The organism is Pseudomonas veronii (assembly GCF_001439695.1).
Classification (GTDB): domain Bacteria; phylum Pseudomonadota; class Gammaproteobacteria; order Pseudomonadales; family Pseudomonadaceae; genus Aquipseudomonas; species Aquipseudomonas veronii.
The window spans coordinates 53,332-71,568 of sequence record NZ_JYLL01000001.1 but is presented as its reverse complement, the minus strand read 5'-3'; the positions used below and the strand labels follow the sequence as shown (position 1 = coordinate 71,568).

Genomic DNA, 18,237 nt, shown 5'->3' with positions numbered 1-18,237 from the left:
GTTCAGTGCAATTCGGGAAAAGTCTGCTGCAGCAAAGCGCTGTGCTTGAGCAACGCGGCGGCGGTCGCGATGTCTGGCGCCAGCCAGCGGTCTTGCGCGTAAGGCGCGACCTGTTCACGCAACAAGCGCCAGGCGCGGTCGGTGCCCGCGCCGAAACGCTGGTCCTTGAGAAACTCGAAGGCCTGGGCCGCCAGCAGGTACTCGATGGCGAGGATCTGGGTAACGTTGGCCAACAGTTGGTGCAGCTTGAGCGCGGCGTTGGTGCCCATGCTCAGGTGATCTTCCTGCAGGCCCGAGGTGACGAAATTGTCGAGCACCGCCGGCTGCGCCAACTGGCGGTTCTGCGCGCACAGGGAAGCGGCGACGTACTGCACGATCATCATCCCGGAGTTGACCCCCGGGTCGCTCACCAAAAACGCCGGCAAGCCGCTGACGTGGGGGTTGATCAGGCGGTCCAGACGACGTTCGGCGACCGAGCCGATCTCGGCCATGGCAATCGCCAGCATATCAGCGGCCAGCGCCACGGACTGCCCGTGCGGGTTGGCCTGGGACACCACGCGATAGCTGTGCGGCGTGCCGAGCAGCAGCGGGTTGTCGGTGGCGCTGTTGAGTTCGGTCTCGATCTGGCGGGTCGCGTGTTCCACCTGGTCGCGCGCCGCGCCGTGGATCTGCGGGATCGAGCGGATGCTCAGCGCGTCCTGGGTGCGGATGCCCTGGCTGCTGGCGATCACTTCACTGCCGTCGAGCAACGCACGCAGGTTGATACCGACCTGCTGCATGCCGGGGTGCGGTTTGAGGGCGATGATTTCGGCGTCGAAGGCATCGATCTGGCCGCGCTGGGCCTCGAAACTCATGGCGCCGATCACGTCGGCCCATTGCAACAGTTGATGGGCGTCGGCCAGGGCCAGGCAGCTCAGGCCGGTCATGCACGGCGTGCCGTTGACCAGGCACAGGCCGTCCTTGGCGCCGAGCACCACCGGCTGCAAGCCTTCTGCGCTCAGGGCCTGTTGCGCCGGGACGATCCGGCCGCGGTAGCTCACGTCGCCAATCCCCAGCAACGCCACGCCGACATGGGCCATATGGGTCAGGTAACCCACCGAACCCTGGGACGGCACCTGCGGCGTGATGCCGTGGTTGAGCAGCGCCAGCAGCGCATGCACCACCTGCGGATGCAGGCCGGATTTGCCGTGGCTGTAGTTGATGATCGCCGCGCAGATGATCGCGCGGGTCTGTTCGTCGCTGAGCACCGGGCCGACGCCACAGGCGTGGCTCAACAGCGTGTTGCGCGACAGTTGGCTCAGTTGCGCGCCCTCCAGCGGCACATTGCACAACGCGCCCAGGCCGGTGTTCACGCCGTAGGCGCGCTCACCGCTGGCGACGATGCGCTGCACAATGGCCTGGGCATTGTCGATGCGCGCCCAGGCCTGGCCCGAGAGTTCGAGCACCGCGCCGAAGCGGGCCACGACGACCACGTCCTGCCAGCGCAGGGGGGTGTCGGCGATGATGATTTTTGCTGCCTGGGACATCTTCATACCTTCTTGAGTTCTTGTGCAGCTTTACTGGCCCTATCGGGAGCAAGCCCCCTCCCACCTTTGGAATGCATCCCCCTGTGGGAGGGAGCTTGCTCCCGATGAGGCCAGCAGCCCCACCCCATAATCCGGATCAGACCACCGCCGCCCGCCGCTGAACGAACCGATCCACATACTCATCCGCCGGCGAATGCAAAATCTCTCGCGGCGTGCCGACCTGGATCAGCTTGCCGTCCTTGAGGATCGCAATGCGGTTGCCGATACGCACCGCCTCGTCGAGGTCGTGAGTGATGAACACGATGGTCTTGTGCAGGGTCTTTTGCAGTTCGAGCAACTGGTCCTGCATCTCGGCGCGGATCAGCGGGTCGAGGGCGCTGAAGGCTTCGTCCATCAGGATGATGTCGGTGTCCGCCGCGAGGGCGCGGGCCAGGCCGACCCGTTGGCGCATGCCGCCGGAGAGCTGGTGCGGGTATTTGTTTTCGTAACCTTTGAGGCCCACGGTTTCGATCCAGTGCAGCGCGCGCTCGGCGCAGACCTGCTTGGTTTCGCCGCGCACTTTCAGGCCGTAGGCGACGTTGTCGAGCACGTTCTTGTGGGGCAACAGGCCGAAGCTCTGGAACACCATGCTGATCTTGTGTCGACGGAATTCGCGCAGGGCTTGCATGTCCAGTTGCAGGATGTCTTCGCCGTCCACCAGGATCGCGCCGCTGGTGGGGTCGATCAGGCGATTGAAGTGGCGCACCAGGGTCGATTTCCCCGAACCCGACAGGCCCATGATCACAAAGATCTCGCCGGTGCCGACGCTCAGGGACAGGTCGTTGACGCCGACCACGCAACCGGTCTCGGCCAGCACCTGATCCTTGGTCTTGCCCTGGCCGATCAGCGCCAGCGCGTCCTTGGCGCGGTTGCCGAAGATCTTGAAGACGTTTTTCACTTCGATTTTGCTGACAGTAGTCATTTGCTCGCCTCATGCCGTGGACGACCATAGGCCTGGGTGATGCGGTCGATGACCACGGCGAGAATCACGATGGCCAGCCCGGCTTCAAGGCCGCGGCCGACATTGAGGGTCTGGATGCCGACAAGGACATCTTCGCCCAGGCCGCGGGCGCCGATCATCGAGGCGATCACCACCATCGACAACGCCATCATGGTGGTCTGGTTGATGCCGGCCATGATGCTCGGCAGCGCCAGCGGCAGTTGCACGCCGAACAGCTGTTGCCAGCGATTGGCGCCGAAGGCGTTGATGGCTTCCATGACTTCGCCGTCGACCTGGCGAATCCCCAGGTCGGTCAGGCGGATCAGCGGCGGCGCGGCGTAGATCACCGTGGCGAAAATCGCCGGCACCTTGCCCAGGCCGAACAGCATCAGCACCGGGATCAGGTACACGAAGCTGGGCATGGTTTGCATGATGTCGAGCAGCGGCATCAACACCGAACGCAGGCGATTGCTGCGCGCCGACAGGATGCCCAGCGGAATGCCGATCAGCACCGAGATCAGCGTAGCGACCAGCATCAGGGCCAGCGTCTGCATCAGTTTGTCCCACAGGCCGACTGCGCCCACCAGGAACAACAGGCCGACGATCACCGCGGTGGTCACCACCTTGCGCGTGGCGTGCCAGGCCACGGCGCCGACGATGGCCAGCATCAGCCACCAGGGCGCGGCGCGCAGCAGGCCCTCGAGGTTGACGATGGCCCATAGCAGGGTGTCGGAGATGTGCCGGAACACATCGCCGTAGTTGGTCACCAGCGAATCCACCCAACCGTTGACCCAGTCGGCGATGGAAAACGTAAAACTCTCAGGAAACATAGCGTGCTCTCGATCCAGTGGGTTGTGGCCAGGCGCCCGGCTGCCCCTCAGGGTAGTCGGGCGCGCATGACCTACAAGGCCGCGTCGATTTTCTTGGCGGCGTCTTCGCTCACCCAGGCGTGCCAGATTTCAGGGTGTTCCTTGAGGAATAGTTTCGCCAGTTTCGGCGACTCGATTCGCTCCTTGGCCATGCGCCCCAGGTTCTGGTTCAGCAGGTCGATGGGCAGGTTGACCTTTTCCAGCACGGCCACCAGTTCCGGTGCCTGTTCGTGGAAGGTCTTGGACAGGCCGACCTTGATGCTCACGCTCTTATCCACGCCGGGTTTTTCTTCCAGCTTGACCAGGTCGACCTGGCCCATCAGCGGCGTTGGCGACCAGTAGTAGAACAGGATCGGCTCGCCGCGCTTGTAGCTCGACAGCACCGCCGCATCCAGCGCCGGGCCGGTGCCAGGACGGAAGTTGGTGTAGCTGCTCTCCAGGCCGTAGCTCTTGAGCATCGCGCTGTTGTCCAGCTCGCAGGTCCAGCCGGCCGGGCAATTATAGAAGCGGCCTTTGGACGGCTCTTCCTGGTCCTTGAACACCGCGGCGTACTTGGCCAGGTCGGCGATGTTTTTCAGGCCCGGCGCCTTGGCTTCCAGCTTGCGCTTGGCATCGCCTTCGATCACGTAACGCGGCACATACCAGCCTTCGATCGCACCGACAATCGGCGCGCCGACACCGACGACCTTGCCGGCCTTCTCGGCCTTGTTCCACACCTCGCTGCGGCCGACCCACTCTTCGGCAAACACTTGAATGTCATTGCTGCTCAGGGCGTTTTCCATGGTGATCGAATTACCCGGCAGGCTGTCGGTCTTGCAGTCGTAGCCCTTTTCCATAACGGTTTGCAGGATGTCAGTGAGCAACATGCCGCTTTCCCAGTTCAGGCCGGCGAATTTCACCGGTTTACCGGACTCGCACCAACCGGCCGCCTGGGCACCGGCGCTTGCCAGCAAGCCCATGGACAGCAATGTGGTCAGCAGGGTCTTGTTCGATTTCATTGTGTGACGCTCCTAATCATGAGTTGGCTTACGGCAGTCAAGAGGCATCCTGCCCGGTCCACGTCCAATCAGGCCCGCGCCGCAGAGCGACTGGCGCCGCTGGCTGGGGCAGGTACAACGCTGTCCTGCTCGACCGGCAGAATCAGTTGATCGGGCACGGCGCTGTGCCATTTTTTCGCACACACGTAATACAGAACTGCGGGAATTATCAGACCGATGATCCAGGAAATATCCACATCACCCAGGGCGGCCACCAGCGGACCGGTGTAGAACTTGGTGGAGATGAACGGCAATTGCACCAGCACACCGAACACATAGACGCTGATACCGAGCAGGTTCCAACGCCCATAGCGCCCGTCCGGATCGGCCAGCGCCGTCACGTCATAACGCTCGCGGGTGATGCAGTAGTAGTCCACCAGGTTGATCGCGCTCCAGGGCGTAAAGAACGCCAGCAGGAACAGGATGAAAGACTTGAACGCACCGAGGAACGAGTGCTGGCCGAGCAACGCGATCAGAGTCGCCGTACCGACGATGGCCAGCACAAAAACCAGACGCTGCAAGCGCGTGACCTGCAGGCGCCCCCGGAAGCCGCTGATGATGGTGGCAATGCACATGAAGCTGCCGTAGGAGTTCAGCGTGGAGATGGTGACCTTGCCGAACGCGATGCTGAAATACAGCAGCGCGGCGGTGGCCCCCGTACCGCCCAAACCGACGATGTAGGCCACTTCATGACCGGCGAATTGCCCGTTGGACAGGGCGGCGGCAAACACACCGAGGACCATCGCCACCTGTGCGCCGATCACCGACCCCGCGCCGGCGGCCAGGAAGGTTTTCAGCGAGGACGTCTGGCTCGGCAGGTAGCGCGAATAGTCCGCCACGTAAGGGCCGAAGGCGATTTGCCAGGAGGCTGCGAGCGACACCGCGAGCAGGAAGCTGCTCCAACTGAAGTGACGGATTTGCAGCAGCGCGCCAATGTCGGCCTGGCTCATCAGACGGCTGAACAGGTAGACAAAGGCAATCACACCAATGACGCTGGCGACCCGGCCGATGAAGTGGATCACGCGGTAGCCGAGCACCGTGACCAGCACGATGACACTGGCAAAGACAAGGATACCCACGCTGTCGCTGACGCCGAACAACTGACCCAGCGCCTGACCGGAAAGCACGGTGCCGGTGGCGGTGAACCCCAGGTACATCAAACACACCAGCACGATCGGGATGGCCGCGCCATAAACCCCGAACTGCACCCGGCTGGAGATCATCTGCGGCAGACCAAGCTTGGGCCCTTGCGCCGCGTGCAACGCCATGACGCTGCCGCCGAGCAGTTGGCCGATCAACAGGCCGATCAACGACCAGAACACATCACCGCCCAGCACCACGGCCAGGGCCCCGGTGACAATCGCGGTGATTTGCAGGTTGGCGCCCATCCATAGGGTGAACTGGCTAAACAGACGTCCGTGTCTTTCCGCTTCCGGGATGTAGTCGATCGAACGCCTTTCGATCAACGGGGTGGAGCTTGCACGCGCGTCATTTGCAGCCATGTGTGTTCAACCTCTGATGGATTGTTTTGGGTACTGATTGCTCTTCTGTGGGAGCTGGCGTGCCTGCGATGCGGGCGACGCGGTCTTTCGGGTAGACCGCGGTGATGCAATCGCAGGCAAGCCAGCTCCCACAGAAACCGAGCCAGTCGTTACTTGATCATCGGCAGGTTCAAGCCCTGTTCCTTGGCGCAGTCGATCGCGATCTGGTAACCCGCATCGGCGTGACGCATCACCCCGGTGGCCGGGTCGTTGTGCAGCACGCGGGCAATCCGCTCGGCCGCTTCGTCGGTGCCGTCGCAGACGATCACCATCCCCGAGTGCTGCGAGAAGCCCATGCCCACACCGCCGCCGTGGTGCAGCGAGACCCAGGTCGCGCCGCTGGCGGTGTTGAGCAAGGCGTTGAGCAGCGGCCAGTCGGACACGGCGTCGGAGCCGTCCTGCATGGATTCGGTTTCGCGGTTGGGGCTGGCCACCGAGCCGGAGTCGAGGTGGTCGCGGCCGATCACCACCGGCGCGGACAGCTCACCGCTGCGCACCATTTCGTTGAACGCCAGGCCCAGCTTGGCGCGTTGGCCCAGGCCGACCCAGCAGATACGCGCCGGCAGGCCCTGGAAGCTGATGCGTTCGCGGGCCATGTCCAGCCAGTTGTGCAGGTGCGCGTCGTCGGGGATCAGCTCTTTGACTTTAGCGTCGGTCTTGTAGATGTCTTGCGGGTCGCCCGACAGCGCGGCCCAGCGGAACGGGCCGATGCCACGGCAGAACAGCGGGCGGATGTAGGCCGGTACGAAGCCTGGGAAGTCGAACGCGTTTTCCACGCCCTCTTCTTGCGCCATCTGACGGATGTTGTTGCCGTAGTCGAAGGTCGGGATGCCTTGTTTCTGAAAGTCCAACATCGCTTTGACGTGAACGGCCATCGACTGCTTGGCGGCCTTGATCACGGCCGCCGGTTCGGTCTTGGCGCGGGCGCGGTATTCGTCCCAGGTCCAGCCGGCCGGCAGGTAGCCGTTGAGAGGGTCGTGGGCGCTGGTCTGGTCGGTGACCATGTCCGGGCGCACGCCGCGCTTGACCAGTTCCGGCAGGATTTCGGCGGCGTTGCCCAGCAGGGCGATGGAGATCGCTTTGCCTTCCTGGGTGTACTTGGCGATGCGCGCCAGGGCGTCGTCGAGGTCGCTGGCCTGTTCGTCGACATAACGGCTGTTCAGGCGGAAATCGATGCTGACCTGCTGGCATTCAATGTTCAGCGAGCATGCGCCGGCCAGGGTCGCGGCCAGCGGCTGCGCGCCGCCCATGCCGCCGAGGCCGGCGGTCAGTACCCAACGGCCTTTGAGGTTGCTGTCGTAATGCTGGCGACCGGCCTCGACGAAGGTTTCGTAGGTGCCCTGGACGATGCCCTGGCTGCCGATGTAGATCCAGCTGCCGGCGGTCATCTGGCCGTACATGGCCAGGCCCTTGGCATCCAGTTCGTTGAAGTGTTCCCAGCTGGCCCAGTGCGGCACCAGGTTGGAGTTGGCGATCAGCACACGCGGGGCATTGCGGTGGGTCTTGAACACACCGACCGGTTTGCCCGACTGCACCAGCAGGGTTTCGTCATCGTTCAGGTTGGTGAGGCTCTCGACAATCTGGTCATAGCACTCCCAGTTACGCGCCGCACGGCCGATGCCGCCGTACACCACCAGCTCTTTCGGGTTTTCGGCCACTTGCGGGTCAAGGTTGTTCATCAGCATGCGCAGCGGCGCTTCGGTCAGCCAGCTTTTGGCGGTGAGCGTGTTACCGCGCGCGGCGCGGATTTCGACGTCTCGGTATTTTGTAGGCTTAGCGTTAGAAAAATCGGTCACAACCAGAACTCCTCAGCGATCGATGCGCGAACTGGATGCGTGCGAAGTCGACTCTTACGCACACACCTTTACTTGTACATACAAGCATATGCAATCGAACGGCCAACTTTCCTGGGGTGCAGACGCGATTGTTTGCACAGGCGTGCGCGAGCCTTGGAAATTAAGGCTTCGAGGCGTGATGAAATTTCTCGGGGGGCGGTTTTACAGCGAGGCCGGTTTGCCACGTCAGGGTGGTATTGCGCCACGCTGGGGCGTTCGGTAACAAAGTGGTGCGGAAGGCTGGAAACAGATCGCAAGAACAGTGGAGAAACAAATGTGGGAGGGGGCTTGCCCCCGATAGCGGTGGACCAGTCAGCTTATCTATAGCTGACCCACCGCAATCGGGGGCAAGTCGAATCGTCGCACCGCCCCTCCCACATTTTTTAACCGCGTGCAGTCAGTTCGATGATGCAGCAACGGCCAGTGATGGAGATATCCAGCAAACCAGCATTACCGTCCACCTGCAGGCAATCATGATGACCCAACACCTGGCCGAGCACCTTCACCTCATCGGCCACGCTGAACACCAGCACCGTCTGCGCGGTGCTGAAAAAGCGCTGCCCCCCATCGACCCACTGCAACCGCGCATGGTACCGCTGGGGTGAATAGATCAGGTTGAAATCGCGGATCGGCCCACTGATCAGGCGACACAACACCTGGCTGTCGCCCTTGAACGCGAACGCTTGCAGCGGCAACAACCCCCGCTGCTCCTCGCCGTCCACGGTCAGGACCATGCCCGCACCGTTGATCACCGTGATCACGCGTTGATAGCCGGCGAAGGAGGAAAACCCGCCCGACTCGCCGATATCGGCAATCGACAGGCGCCAGCCAAAGCCCTCCAGGCCATGGCCGCCATCGCGGCTGATTTCTTCGGTGCTGCCGCCGCCGTTTTTCCACGGCATACGCACGTAATTGGCGGCGCGCCAGACGGTCACTGCACTCATTTACTAAAGCGTCCTTCCAGGCTGTGACGGGAACCGGGGTGGATCAAGCGCGCGGCGGTCACCGGCTGGCGACCGGACCAGGTGCGTCGACGAATCAACAGGCACGGCTCGCTCGGTTCGATCTGCAGCAACTTGCACTCGGCGGCATCGGCGAGGATCGCTTCGACCACATGCTCGCCCTCGGTCAACGGTGCGACCTGGTTCAAATAGGCGTAGGGGGTTTGCTGGGTGAAATCCTGCTGCAGGTATTCCGGCGCGACCAGGGCGTTGACGAAGCGGTCTTCGATTTGCACCGGAATATCGTTTTCAAAGTGAACGATCAGCGAGTGGAATACCCGCCCGCCTTCACGCATTTCCAGGGCGACGGCGCGCTCGGAACCGGCCGCCTCTTCGCCCAGGGTGATGACCTGGCAGGTATGCCGATGGCCGCGGGCGGCGATCTCATCGGCAATGTTATGCACTTCAAACAGCGCCGACTGGCTCTTGGGCTCGGCGACGAACGTGCCGACGCCTTGCATGCGTACCAGCAGCCCTTCGGCGGTGAGTTCACGCAGGGCGCGGTTGATGGTCATGCGGCTGAAACCCAGCTGGCTGACCAGTTCACTCTCCGACGGCACGCGGTAATGGGGCGGCCAGTTGCCGCTGAGGATCTGCTGGCTGATCATTTGTTTGACGCGGGCATACAAGGGCGCCGGACTTTCGTCCAGGTGGGCAGCCAGTGAAGACTTGGCGGGCGGAGTCGGCACGGGGAATCCTTGCAGGGGAAAAAGATGCATAGATTGCCGGAGTTTACCGAGCAGGCAAACGTCTGTATATGTATATACAAATAAACACACGACCGGGGTGCCCTGAACATGTCCGTTTTCTTTGCCGAACGCGCACTGCTGCCTGATGGATGGGCCAACGATGTACGCCTTGAAGTCGGCGTTGATGGCCTGCTGACCCACGTCGCGGCCAATGCCAGCGCAGACGGTGCCGAACGGCTCAGGGGGCCGGTGTTGGCGGGCATGCCGAACCTGCACTCCCATGCATTCCAGCGCGCCATGGCGGGCCTGGCCGAAGTGGCCGGCAACCCGAACGACAGCTTCTGGACCTGGCGCGAGCTGATGTACCGCATGGTCGGCAAGATCAATCCGGAGCAACTGCAGATCATCGCGCGCCAGTTGTATATCGAGATGCTCAAGGCCGGTTACACCTCGGTCGCGGAATTTCATTACGTCCACCACGACGTCAGCGGCCAGCCATATGCCGACCGCGCGGAACTGTCGCGGCAGATCAGCCAGGCGGCCGCCAGCAGCGGGATTGGCCTGACATTGCTGCCGGTGCTCTACAGCCACTCCGGGTTTGGCGGCCAGGCACCCAATGAAGGACAGCGGCGGTTTATCAACAGCGGCGAACATTATCTGGAGCTGCAGGCGCGCCTGAAACCGATCCTCGCCGCACAGCCGGCGCAGCAACTGGGCTTGTGCTTCCACTCCCTGCGCGCCGTCACGCCGCAACAGATCACAGACGTGCTGGCTGCCAGCGACAAGGCCTGCCCGGTGCATATCCACATCGCCGAGCAACAGAAAGAAGTCGACGACTGCCTGGCCTGGAGCGGCAAACGCCCGCTGCAATGGCTGTATGACAACGTCGACGTCGATGAGCGCTGGTGCCTGGTACACGCCACCCATGCCGACCCCGAGGAAGTGACGCGCATGGCCAACAGCCGCGCGATTGCCGGTTTGTGCCTGACCACCGAAGCCAACCTGGGCGACGGGATTTTTCCGGCAGTGGATTTCCTCGCTCAAGGCGGGCGCCTGGGTATTGGTTCCGACAGCCATGTGTCGCTGAGCGTGGTGGAAGAACTGCGCTGGCTGGAATACGGCCAACGCCTGCGCGATCAGCGGCGCAATCGCTTGTATCGCCACGACCAACCGATGGTCGGCCGCACGCTGTTCGATGCCGCACTGGACGGCGGCGCCCAGGCGCTGGGGCAACCGATCGGGCGGCTGGAAGTGGGCAAGCGCGCCGATTGGCTGGTGCTGGACGGAAACGATCCGTACCTGGCGACGGCGACCGAAGACGGGATTCTCAATCGCTGGCTGTTCGCTGGTGGCGATCGCCAGGTGCGTGATGTGCTGGTCAACGGCAAGTGGGTGGTGCGCGACGGGCGGCATGCCGCTGAAGAAGAGAGCAGCCGGGCGTTTACCCAGGTTTTGAGAGAGTTACTCGGTTAACAGGCAACCGATAACAAATGTGGGAGGGGCGGTGCGACGATTCGACTTGCCCCCTCCCACAATTGGATTTGTGCTGATCCAGAGTTATTGCGAGGTCTTCGCCATCTGCTTGTCCGACGTGCGCCAGATCAGGCGCGTGGTGTCATAGCCCTGCTGCCGTGCCCTGCTCAGCAGGTCTTCGCGGGTGTCGGCGCTGACCGTCGGCGTGCGCGACAAGATCCACATATAGCGCCGGCTCGGGCTGCCGACGAGGGCAGTCTTGTAATCATCGCTGACATACAACACCCAGTAGTCGCCCTTGGCGACGCCCGGCAACAGCGCGGTAAACCAGTTATTGAATTCCACCCTGAGCTTGTCGGTCTTGCCCGGCACTTGCGGCGTAGCGGTGCCCTTGGCTTCTTCCCACTTCCAGTCGCTGGTCAGACAGCGGTTGAACACCGACATATCGCCATCCGGCAACAAGGTGTAGCGGGCCTCGGACTGCGCGCAGTTGCGCTGGAAGTACATCGGCAATCGCGCCAATTCGTACCAGGTGCCCTGGTAACGCTTGAGGTTGACGTTACCCGCGGTCTTGGGTTGCAGATCATCGCCAGAATGGCTGGCGCAGCCCGCCAAAAACAGGCTGGCGCAAAGGAACACAACAAAACGCATCATTCTTCTTCTCCCGCAGGCTTTCGCCCCGGTTTACTTCAGGCCTTGCCCGGAAAACATCAGAACTTTGTCACCGGCATATTGAACGCTGATAAAGCTGTTTTTATCGCCCCAGGTGCAGCTGGACATACCCAGCGCGCCGGAACAATCGGTCGGCTTACCCAGCAACGACTCCACCTCGGCCTTGGCCATGCCAGCCGACAGCTTCGCGTAATTTTCCTGATTGACCTTGCTGCAAGCGGCCAACAGCACGCAAAAGGCCAGCAAAGCGAGACGGCGTAACGACATGGAATAACTCCTGGAGGGACGAGGCAGGTTGGGGGTCTGCCAGAAGCTTAGAAGGGAAAACAGGTGTCTGGTTCCCGACAAACGAAAACAAAAAAGCCCCGAAAACGCTGAAACGTTTCGGGGCTTCTCATCGTTCAAGACTTCACGTCTTGAACGTGCCGAGGGAGCTTGCTCCCTCGCCGCACTTACTTCTTGTGATAGCCGGTCACGCGCTCGACTTCTTCCTTCGAACCCAGGAACACCGCCACGCGCTGGTGCAGGCCTTCGGGCTGGATGTCGAGGATGCGCTGGTGGCCGTCGGTGGACACACCGCCCGCCTGTTCAACCAGGAACGACATCGGGTTGGCTTCGTACATCAGGCGCAGCTTGCCCGGCTTGGACGGCTCGCGGCTGTCACGCGGGTACATGAACACGCCACCACGGGTCAGGATACGGTGTACATCAGCCACCATCGCCGCGACCCAGCGCATGTTGAAGTTTTTCTTCAACGGGCCTTCTTCGCCTTCCATCAACTCGCTGACGTAGCGCTTGACCGGTTCTTCCCAGTGGCGCTGGTTGGACATGTTGATCGCAAATTCCTGGGTAGAAGCAGGAATCGAGATGTCTTCGTGGGTCAGCACGAAGCTGCCCATTTCGCGGTCCAGGGTGAAGCCTTTGACGCCGTCGCCCAAGGTCAGCACCAGCATGGTCTGCGGGCCGTAGATCGCATAACCGGCGGCAACCTGCTGGGTGCCCGGCTGCAGGAAGGCCTTTTCGTTCAGGGCTTCGTTCTGGCTCAGGTGTTCGTTCGGGCAACGCAGCACCGAGAAGATGGTGCCGACCGGGGCGTTGATGTCGATGTTGGACGAGCCGTCCAGTGGGTCGAACACCAGCAGGTAGGCGCCTTTCGGGTATTTGCCCGGGATCTGATAGGCATTGTCCATTTCTTCGGACGCCATGCCGGCCAGGTGACCGCCCCATTCGTTGGCTTCGAGCAGGATCTCGTTGGAGATCACGTCGAGTTTCTTCTGCACTTCGCCTTGGACGTTTTCAGTGCCCATGCTGCCGAGGACGCCACCCAGCGCGCCTTTGGACACGGCGTGGCTGATTTCCTTGCAAGCACGCGCCACCACTTCGATAAGGAAGCGCAGATCGGCAGGCGTGTTGTTACTGCGGGTCTGCTCGATCAAATAGCGACTCAGGGTAACGCGGGACATGGAAGGCTCCGATGTATGGGGGGGCTAAAAACCCGCGCAGTTTAACGCGAGTCGGGGCGTATTTCCTCCTATCAGAGGATTTAAACCCAATAGAGTTCATGGACGTTATTTAACGTGCTGCTGCAGGCTTGCGCAGCAAACTGTAAGCCATGGCCCCCAGCGCCGCCACACCGAGCAGCAATACGGCCCAGAGTCCGAGTTTTTTCCAGTTCGGTTCGGTGTCGACAGCGGCCACGAGCGCTGGCGACGTGACCCTGACGTCCCCCGCCACCGTGGCCTGCCCCAAGGTGTTGAGGCGCTCGGCGCTGTAGTCGGGGATCAGGGTCGACAGCGGCAGGTTCGCCGCCTTGGCCGAGGCATTCCCCAGCGCCAGGGTGAACGGCGGCTCGCCCCGCGCCAGGAACACCAACTGAGTGGCGCGCACGGCAACCCGCAGGGTCGGCGCGGCGGTGCCCAGGCCGCCGCCGCGCTCATCCACCTGCAACTTGAGTTCGGCGACCGCCTGGCCCGGCAACTGCAATTGATCCTGCACCACGTCCTGGCCGTTCTGGGTCAGGCGGTACAGCAAACCATTGCTCAGCGGCTGCCAGGCTTGCTTGCTGTCGCGTCGCCCCGACAAGGTCACGGGCGCCAGCGTATTGGGTTGTGTCAATTCCACGCGCAGGCGCTCGACGTTCAGCCCCGCCGGCAACTGCCAGGTGTATTCCCCCGCCTGCAGCCGCGTGCCGGAGAGCGGCTGCGACCACACCCATGGCGTCGGCAGGCTGCTGCGGGTGGCGCTGACCAATTTGGCCGAGGTCAACAGCGGCGCCGCCTGGCCCTGCCACAACAGGCGCAGGTAACGCGCCGTTTGCCCCGGCAGGTTGACGTCGTGCTGCTCGACGCGCTCGTCGGCAAACGACAAGCGCGCCACTTGCCCGTCGCCCCAGGGCGTCCAGTGCTGCAAGTCATCGCTGGCTTCGATGCTGAATCGCTGGAAGCCTTCTTGCTCGTGGCTCCAGTCGAGGCTCAGTTGCTGCAACGGCGCCTTGATCGCACTGGCGTCGAGCACCCAGCCGCGCAGCACCTGCTGGCCGGTCGTGGTTGCCGTGGAGGGACGCACCTCCAGCAAGGTGCCTTCGGCGCTGGACTTCATCACCACCGCTGGCAAGGTTTCGCGGGTGTCGGCGGCGTACAGCGGGAACCACTTCACATCGGCAACGTTACGGTTCTCGGTGTGTTGCGCAGATTGGCGCGACAGCGCGTAGGCCTGGGGCTCACCGGCGGCGTTGAATACGCGCAGGTCGCTGAGGTCGGCCTGGCGCGCACTCAGTTGCACGGCCAGCGGCAATTCGAGGCGATACCATGGGCCGTTGCCGCTGACACTCAGCGGCACCTGGGCGGAGAAGTCGGCGGGCGTTTCCTGGGCCCATACCGACAATGTCGCACACACGCCCACTACCGCCACGCTCAACTTACCGATCAAGAGGATGCTCCTTCAGTTTCCAACACAGGTTCGGCGCGCTTGGGCGGCAGCGGTGCGAAGTAACCCACCACCAGCAACAACCCGCCCACGCCAATGAACGACACGATCCGCGCCAGGCCGCCACGGTTGCTCAGCTCGACAAAAAACAACTTGGCCACCACCACGGCAATCAACGCCGCGCCGATCAGCCAAACTTCGCGACGATGGCGCAGGTGACCGCCGATCATCAGGCCGAGGGCGATCAGGGTCCAGATGATCGACAAACCGGCTTGCACCAGCATCGACTCCAGCAACGCGTCCAGGTGAAACGGCACGCCGCCCCAATGGTGGGCGGTACGCATCACCAGCGCCGTGAAGAACGCAAACAGCGAAGCCCCCGCCACCCCTTGGGCGATCCATTCGGCACGCGGCCCGCGCTGCGGCGCCACACTGCGCGACCACAGATACACGCCAAGCAGGGCAAACAGCAGGCCCAGGTCCAGCGGGTTGATCAGCGGCACATAGGGCAACGGCTTGGCCGTACCGTCACTGAACGTATTGGCCAGCCAGAACCAGCCGAGCATCAGCACCGCCAACGGCAGCGCCGCCAGCACGCGGTACTCCTTGCCATAGGCCGACACCGGCCATGGCCAACTGCGCGGCGCAGCCGCCAGCACCAGGTAGAGGCTCGGCAGGATCGCCCAGCCCAGCCAGCGCCAGGCGTTGTATTCGCTCGACAGCAACAACAGGCCGTAGCGCAGCTCCAGCGCCAGGACGCCGATCAACATCCAGCTACCCAACACATGGGCAACGCTCAGTACTTTGGCCGGAGCCACCGCCGCCAAGCGCCGCAATGAGATGAAATGCACCGCGAACACCGCCAGCCAGGCCAGCCAGCCGAACTGCGCCGCCGGGTGATAGTAGCTATGGGCAGACACCAGCAACACCGCTGCCGCCGCCGGCATCAGCAAGGTGCAGAGCATCGCCAGCGAGGCCCAGCGCAGGCGCGCCGCGAACAGCGTCCAGAGCGCCACGCTCGCCGCGGCGATACCCAGCAGGAACGCGCCCTGCAACTCTTGCGGGATAAACCGCAGCACTTCGCCGATCAGCGCCAACGCCCACCAGGCCGCGCCCCATACCAGCAACAGGTCGGACAGGCGTTGCAGTTTCAGCACGGCAAACACCGGCGCATGAGGTTCGCGCTGCAAGCGCCAGGCGCCGACCAGAGCGGCCAGGCCCAACACCATCGGCGTCCAGAAACCGCTGTGCGCCAACGGACGCAAACCTTCATTGGTCAACGGCCCGAGCAGTTCCGGCACTGCCAGCAGGAACGACGCGCCGCCGATCAGTTGCAGCAGCAAACCGAACACAAAACTGACGCGCTGTTGCAGGTACAGGCTCAACCAGATGATCAGCAGACCGCTCGCCGCCCACACCCCGCTGGCGCTTTCCCAAGGCAGCACAAACAGCACGGCCAGGTTGATCAACACCAGGCCGGCCAGCAGCACCACCGACAACCCGCGCAACAGGCGCGCGTCGCTGCGCACCATGTCGTCACGGGCCGCCAGCAGCATGCCGCCGATCAACGCCAGCCCGATCAGCGAGGCCGTCAGCAAACCGCCCCAACCCGCGCTGAATACCGCCGCGCCATCACCGCCTTGCAGGCGCAACAGGAACAACGCGCCACCCAGCAGTTGCACGGCGAACGCGGTGAACAGAAAGGTCCGTGAACCGATGCGCAGGCCCACGTACAGCGTCGCCAGGCCGGCGAGCGCCCAACTGATGGCGGTGCCTTGGGTCAGCAACAGCAGCGGTGCGAGCAGGTACACGAAGGTCAGCCCGAGGCTGGCCAACACCGGCAAGCCCTTGCGCTCCCAAGCCGCCGCCTGTTCGGTGGAGGCGTTGCGCAACTGCGCGAAGCTGAACAGCAACGCGGTGCCCAGCAACAGCGCGCCCAATGGCGCACCGTCCAGCATTGTGTGTGCGCCGACGCGCAGTTCACTGAGGAACGCCAGCGCCGAGCCCAGTTGCAACAACAGGCCGAACGCCCGCGCCAACGGCCGTTGCTGGCGCAGGCCGAGCCAGAAGATCCCGGCGCCTTCCACGGCCCAGGCCGCTGCGGTCCAGCGCGCGTCGAGGCCCAGGGGAATCGCCAGGCTGGCGAAGATCACGCCCAGGGCCAGACAGGTTTCCGCCAGCAACAAGGCACGCCCGCCACTGAGCAGTCGGGCCAGGCCCATGTAGATGATGCCCAGGCCCAGGGCGCTGAACGCAGCGGCAAACTCCAGGTGTTGTACCAGTGCGAACTGCAAGCCAAAGCCCACCAGTGGCGGACCGAACAGCAGGCTGCCGTCGACATAATCGCCCTTGGCCGCCGACCAGCGCAGCAGCGCGCCCCGGCTGTCGTCCTCCGGCGCGTCGTTCATCTCCAGCAATTTGCGCCGGGTGAACAGCAGGCCGATGGCCAGGTACATCAGGAAAAACACGATCAGGAACGGCTCGGTGCTCCACAGCAGCTGCGGCGCATACGAACGCAGGCCCCAGGCGAAACCGATGCCGAAGGTGCCGACAAAGCCGATCAGGTTGAGCAGGCGCCAGGCCTTGAACCAGGCGATGGCGAGGATGCCGGCATTGAGCAGGGCGAAGTAGCTGAACAGCGCCACATGACTGCCGGCGCCGGTGGAGGTCAGGATCGGCGCGGCAAACCCGCCCAGCGCCGCTGCGCAGGCCAGGCCCAACGCATCCTGGGTGATCGCCAGAATCGCCGAAAACAGCGTGACCGCCACCAGCAGGCCCAGCGCCGCGCCCGGGTCGATCAACGGGTGCAGGCGCATTGCGGCAAACACCGTCAGGTACAGCACCGCAATCCCGGTGCCTTGCAGCATCAAGCCGTAATTGCTGTTGCGCAGCCGCAACCACCAGCCCAGGCCCAGCAGGCCCAAGGCGGCGGCGGCAACCCCGGCATAACGCAGTTCGATCGGCACCACCATGCCTTCGGTGGCATAACGCAGCAAAAAGGCCAGGCCGAGGAACAGCAGCACCACACCGACGCGTAACACGGTATTGCCGCCGAACAGCCAATTGCGCGCGCCGCGGATGGCGCGTTCGATCAGGTTCGGGCCTCGGGGGATAACCGGTTCAGGTGCAGGAGGTTTCTCGGCAGGCGTCCACACATCCGCCGGTAATGCCTGGCTTGGTTCGGCGGCAATGGCGACGGGGGTCGGCGCCAGTTCGGCGGGCAATTCCCAGATAAGCTCGGGGGCCTTGGCCGGCGGGGCGGATTCGGCGACGGGGGATTCGACCACCACACTGTGCGCCAGCGGCGCAGGTTCGGGTGCAGGCTTTTCCATTTGCGCCAGGCGTTGTTCCAGCGCGGTGAGCGCTTTCTGCGCGGTCTCCAACTGACGGCCTTGTTCATCCGTGCGCGAAGCCAGCATCGACAGGCGAATCGCCTGGCCAATGCCCAACCCCAGCAGCGCGCCGATGCCCGCGTCGCCGAACGACTCATCGAGCGTCCAGCCGAGCGCCAGCCCAATCAGCATGAAAATCCATTGCATGGTCGATATTCCCTAAGCAAACCGGGACCTAGTATATCGACGCGAGACCAATGTGGGAGGGGGCTTGCCCCCGATAGCGGTGTGCCAGTCGACATATCTGCAAACTGACAGTCCGCTATCGGGGGCAAGCCCCCTCCCACATTTTGGTTTT

The 18,237-nt window shown here is 63.2% G+C and carries 14 protein-coding genes; 1 reads left to right on the top strand and 13 read right to left on the bottom strand.

All coding sequences use genetic code 11. The features are described 5' to 3' along the window. Window positions 1–2: 2 nt before the first annotated feature. From TU80_RS00290 to hutC, 8 genes are all read right to left on the bottom strand, one after another. Window positions 3–1,526: an HAL/PAL/TAL family ammonia-lyase gene (locus tag TU80_RS00290; protein ID WP_057003780.1), complete on the bottom strand. Its 1,524-nt coding sequence runs from the start codon at window positions 1,524–1,526 to the stop codon at window positions 3–5. Window positions 1,527–1,662: 136 nt separating this feature from the next. Continuing rightward, window positions 1,663–2,487 carry a quaternary amine ABC transporter ATP-binding protein gene (locus TU80_RS00285; RefSeq protein ID WP_057003616.1) on the bottom strand — a complete coding sequence of 275 codons (825 nt, stop codon included), beginning with the start codon at window positions 2,485–2,487 and terminating at the stop codon, window positions 1,663–1,665. Then, window positions 2,484–3,335 carry an ABC transporter permease gene (locus tag TU80_RS00280; protein ID WP_046384990.1) on the bottom strand — a complete coding sequence of 284 codons (852 nt, stop codon included), beginning with the start codon at window positions 3,333–3,335 and terminating at the stop codon, window positions 2,484–2,486. Before TU80_RS00280 ends, TU80_RS00285 begins: the two co-directional genes overlap by 4 nt. Window positions 3,336–3,406: 71 nt before the next feature. Next, window positions 3,407–4,372 carry an ABC transporter substrate-binding protein gene (locus TU80_RS00275; protein ID WP_046384991.1) on the bottom strand — a complete coding sequence of 322 codons (966 nt, stop codon included), beginning with the start codon at window positions 4,370–4,372 and terminating at the stop codon, window positions 3,407–3,409. Window positions 4,373–4,440: 68 nt separating this feature from the next. Continuing rightward, on the bottom strand, window positions 4,441–5,913 hold the full coding sequence (locus tag TU80_RS00270) for a purine-cytosine permease family protein (RefSeq protein WP_057003615.1): 1,473 nt from the start codon (window positions 5,911–5,913) through the stop codon (window positions 4,441–4,443). 149 nt (window positions 5,914–6,062) lie between these two features. Continuing rightward, the gene (hutU, locus tag TU80_RS00265; RefSeq protein ID WP_057003614.1) at window positions 6,063–7,748 is read right to left on the bottom strand and encodes a urocanate hydratase; all 1,686 of its coding nucleotides are present in this window, start codon (window positions 7,746–7,748) and stop codon (window positions 6,063–6,065) included. A 422-nt stretch (window positions 7,749–8,170) separates the two neighbouring features. After that, window positions 8,171–8,731 carry a HutD/Ves family protein gene (locus tag TU80_RS00260; protein WP_057003613.1) on the bottom strand — a complete coding sequence of 187 codons (561 nt, stop codon included), beginning with the start codon at window positions 8,729–8,731 and terminating at the stop codon, window positions 8,171–8,173. After that, on the bottom strand, window positions 8,728–9,507 hold the full coding sequence (gene hutC, locus TU80_RS00255; RefSeq protein WP_169850562.1) for a histidine utilization transcriptional repressor HutC: 780 nt from the start codon (window positions 9,505–9,507) through the stop codon (window positions 8,728–8,730). The genes TU80_RS00260 and hutC overlap by 4 nt, the downstream gene beginning before the upstream one ends. Before the next feature lie 78 nt (window positions 9,508–9,585). Here hutC and TU80_RS00250 point away from each other — a divergent pair, with 78 nt between their 5' ends. Continuing rightward, window positions 9,586–10,950 (top strand): formimidoylglutamate deiminase, encoded by a 1,365-nt coding sequence (locus tag TU80_RS00250; protein WP_017849912.1) that lies wholly within the window; start codon window positions 9,586–9,588, stop codon window positions 10,948–10,950. Window positions 10,951–11,034: 84 nt separating this feature from the next. Here the strand turns inward: TU80_RS00250 and TU80_RS00245 are convergent, their stop codons facing one another. The 5 genes from TU80_RS00245 to TU80_RS00225 form a co-directional block, all read right to left on the bottom strand. Then, window positions 11,035–11,604, bottom strand: coding sequence for a lipocalin family protein (locus TU80_RS00245; protein WP_017849913.1), 570 nt, complete (start codon window positions 11,602–11,604; stop codon window positions 11,035–11,037). Window positions 11,605–11,634: 30 nt separating this feature from the next. Further along, entirely contained in the window at window positions 11,635–11,889 is a 255-nt protein-coding gene (locus TU80_RS00240) for a hypothetical protein (protein ID WP_017849914.1), read from the bottom strand. Between the two features lie 185 nt (window positions 11,890–12,074). After that, window positions 12,075–13,085: a class 1 fructose-bisphosphatase gene (locus tag TU80_RS00235; protein WP_046384995.1), complete on the bottom strand. Its 1,011-nt coding sequence runs from the start codon at window positions 13,083–13,085 to the stop codon at window positions 12,075–12,077. 109 nt (window positions 13,086–13,194) lie between these two features. Then, a complete protein-coding gene (locus tag TU80_RS00230; protein ID WP_057003779.1) occupies window positions 13,195–14,547 on the bottom strand; it encodes a DUF3999 domain-containing protein in 1,353 nt (450 codons plus the stop codon). Beyond that, entirely contained in the window at window positions 14,547–18,086 is a 3,540-nt protein-coding gene (locus TU80_RS00225; RefSeq protein ID WP_057003612.1) for a DUF2339 domain-containing protein, read from the bottom strand. Before TU80_RS00225 ends, TU80_RS00230 begins: the two co-directional genes overlap by 1 nt. Window positions 18,087–18,237: the final 151 nt, after the last annotated feature.

What these genes read in the sequence shown, in the direction of transcription:
- TU80_RS00280 (WP_046384990.1), bottom strand. Translation starts at nt 3,335, where the DNA reads ATGTTTCCTGAGAGTTTTACGTTTTCCATCGCCGACTGGGTCAACGGT.
- TU80_RS00270 (WP_057003615.1), bottom strand. Translation starts at nt 5,913, where the DNA reads ATGGCTGCAAATGACGCGCGTGCAAGCTCCACCCCGTTGATCGAAAGG.
- TU80_RS00290 (WP_057003780.1), bottom strand. Translation starts at nt 1,526, where the DNA reads ATGTCCCAGGCAGCAAAAATCATCATCGCCGACACCCCCCTGCGCTGG.
- hutC (WP_169850562.1), bottom strand. Translation starts at nt 9,507, where the DNA reads ATGCATCTTTTTCCCCTGCAAGGATTCCCCGTGCCGACTCCGCCCGCC.
- TU80_RS00275 (WP_046384991.1), bottom strand. Translation starts at nt 4,372, where the DNA reads ATGAAATCGAACAAGACCCTGCTGACCACATTGCTGTCCATGGGCTTG.
- TU80_RS00235 (WP_046384995.1), bottom strand. Translation starts at nt 13,085, where the DNA reads ATGTCCCGCGTTACCCTGAGTCGCTATTTGATCGAGCAGACCCGCAGT.
- TU80_RS00250 (WP_017849912.1), top strand. Translation starts at nt 9,586, where the DNA reads ATGTCCGTTTTCTTTGCCGAACGCGCACTGCTGCCTGATGGATGGGCC.
- TU80_RS00240 (WP_017849914.1), bottom strand. Translation starts at nt 11,889, where the DNA reads ATGTCGTTACGCCGTCTCGCTTTGCTGGCCTTTTGCGTGCTGTTGGCC.
- TU80_RS00225 (WP_057003612.1), bottom strand. Translation starts at nt 18,086, where the DNA reads ATGCAATGGATTTTCATGCTGATTGGGCTGGCGCTCGGCTGGACGCTC.
- TU80_RS00285 (WP_057003616.1), bottom strand. Translation starts at nt 2,487, where the DNA reads ATGACTACTGTCAGCAAAATCGAAGTGAAAAACGTCTTCAAGATCTTC.
- TU80_RS00260 (WP_057003613.1), bottom strand. Translation starts at nt 8,731, where the DNA reads ATGAGTGCAGTGACCGTCTGGCGCGCCGCCAATTACGTGCGTATGCCG.
- TU80_RS00245 (WP_017849913.1), bottom strand. Translation starts at nt 11,604, where the DNA reads ATGATGCGTTTTGTTGTGTTCCTTTGCGCCAGCCTGTTTTTGGCGGGC.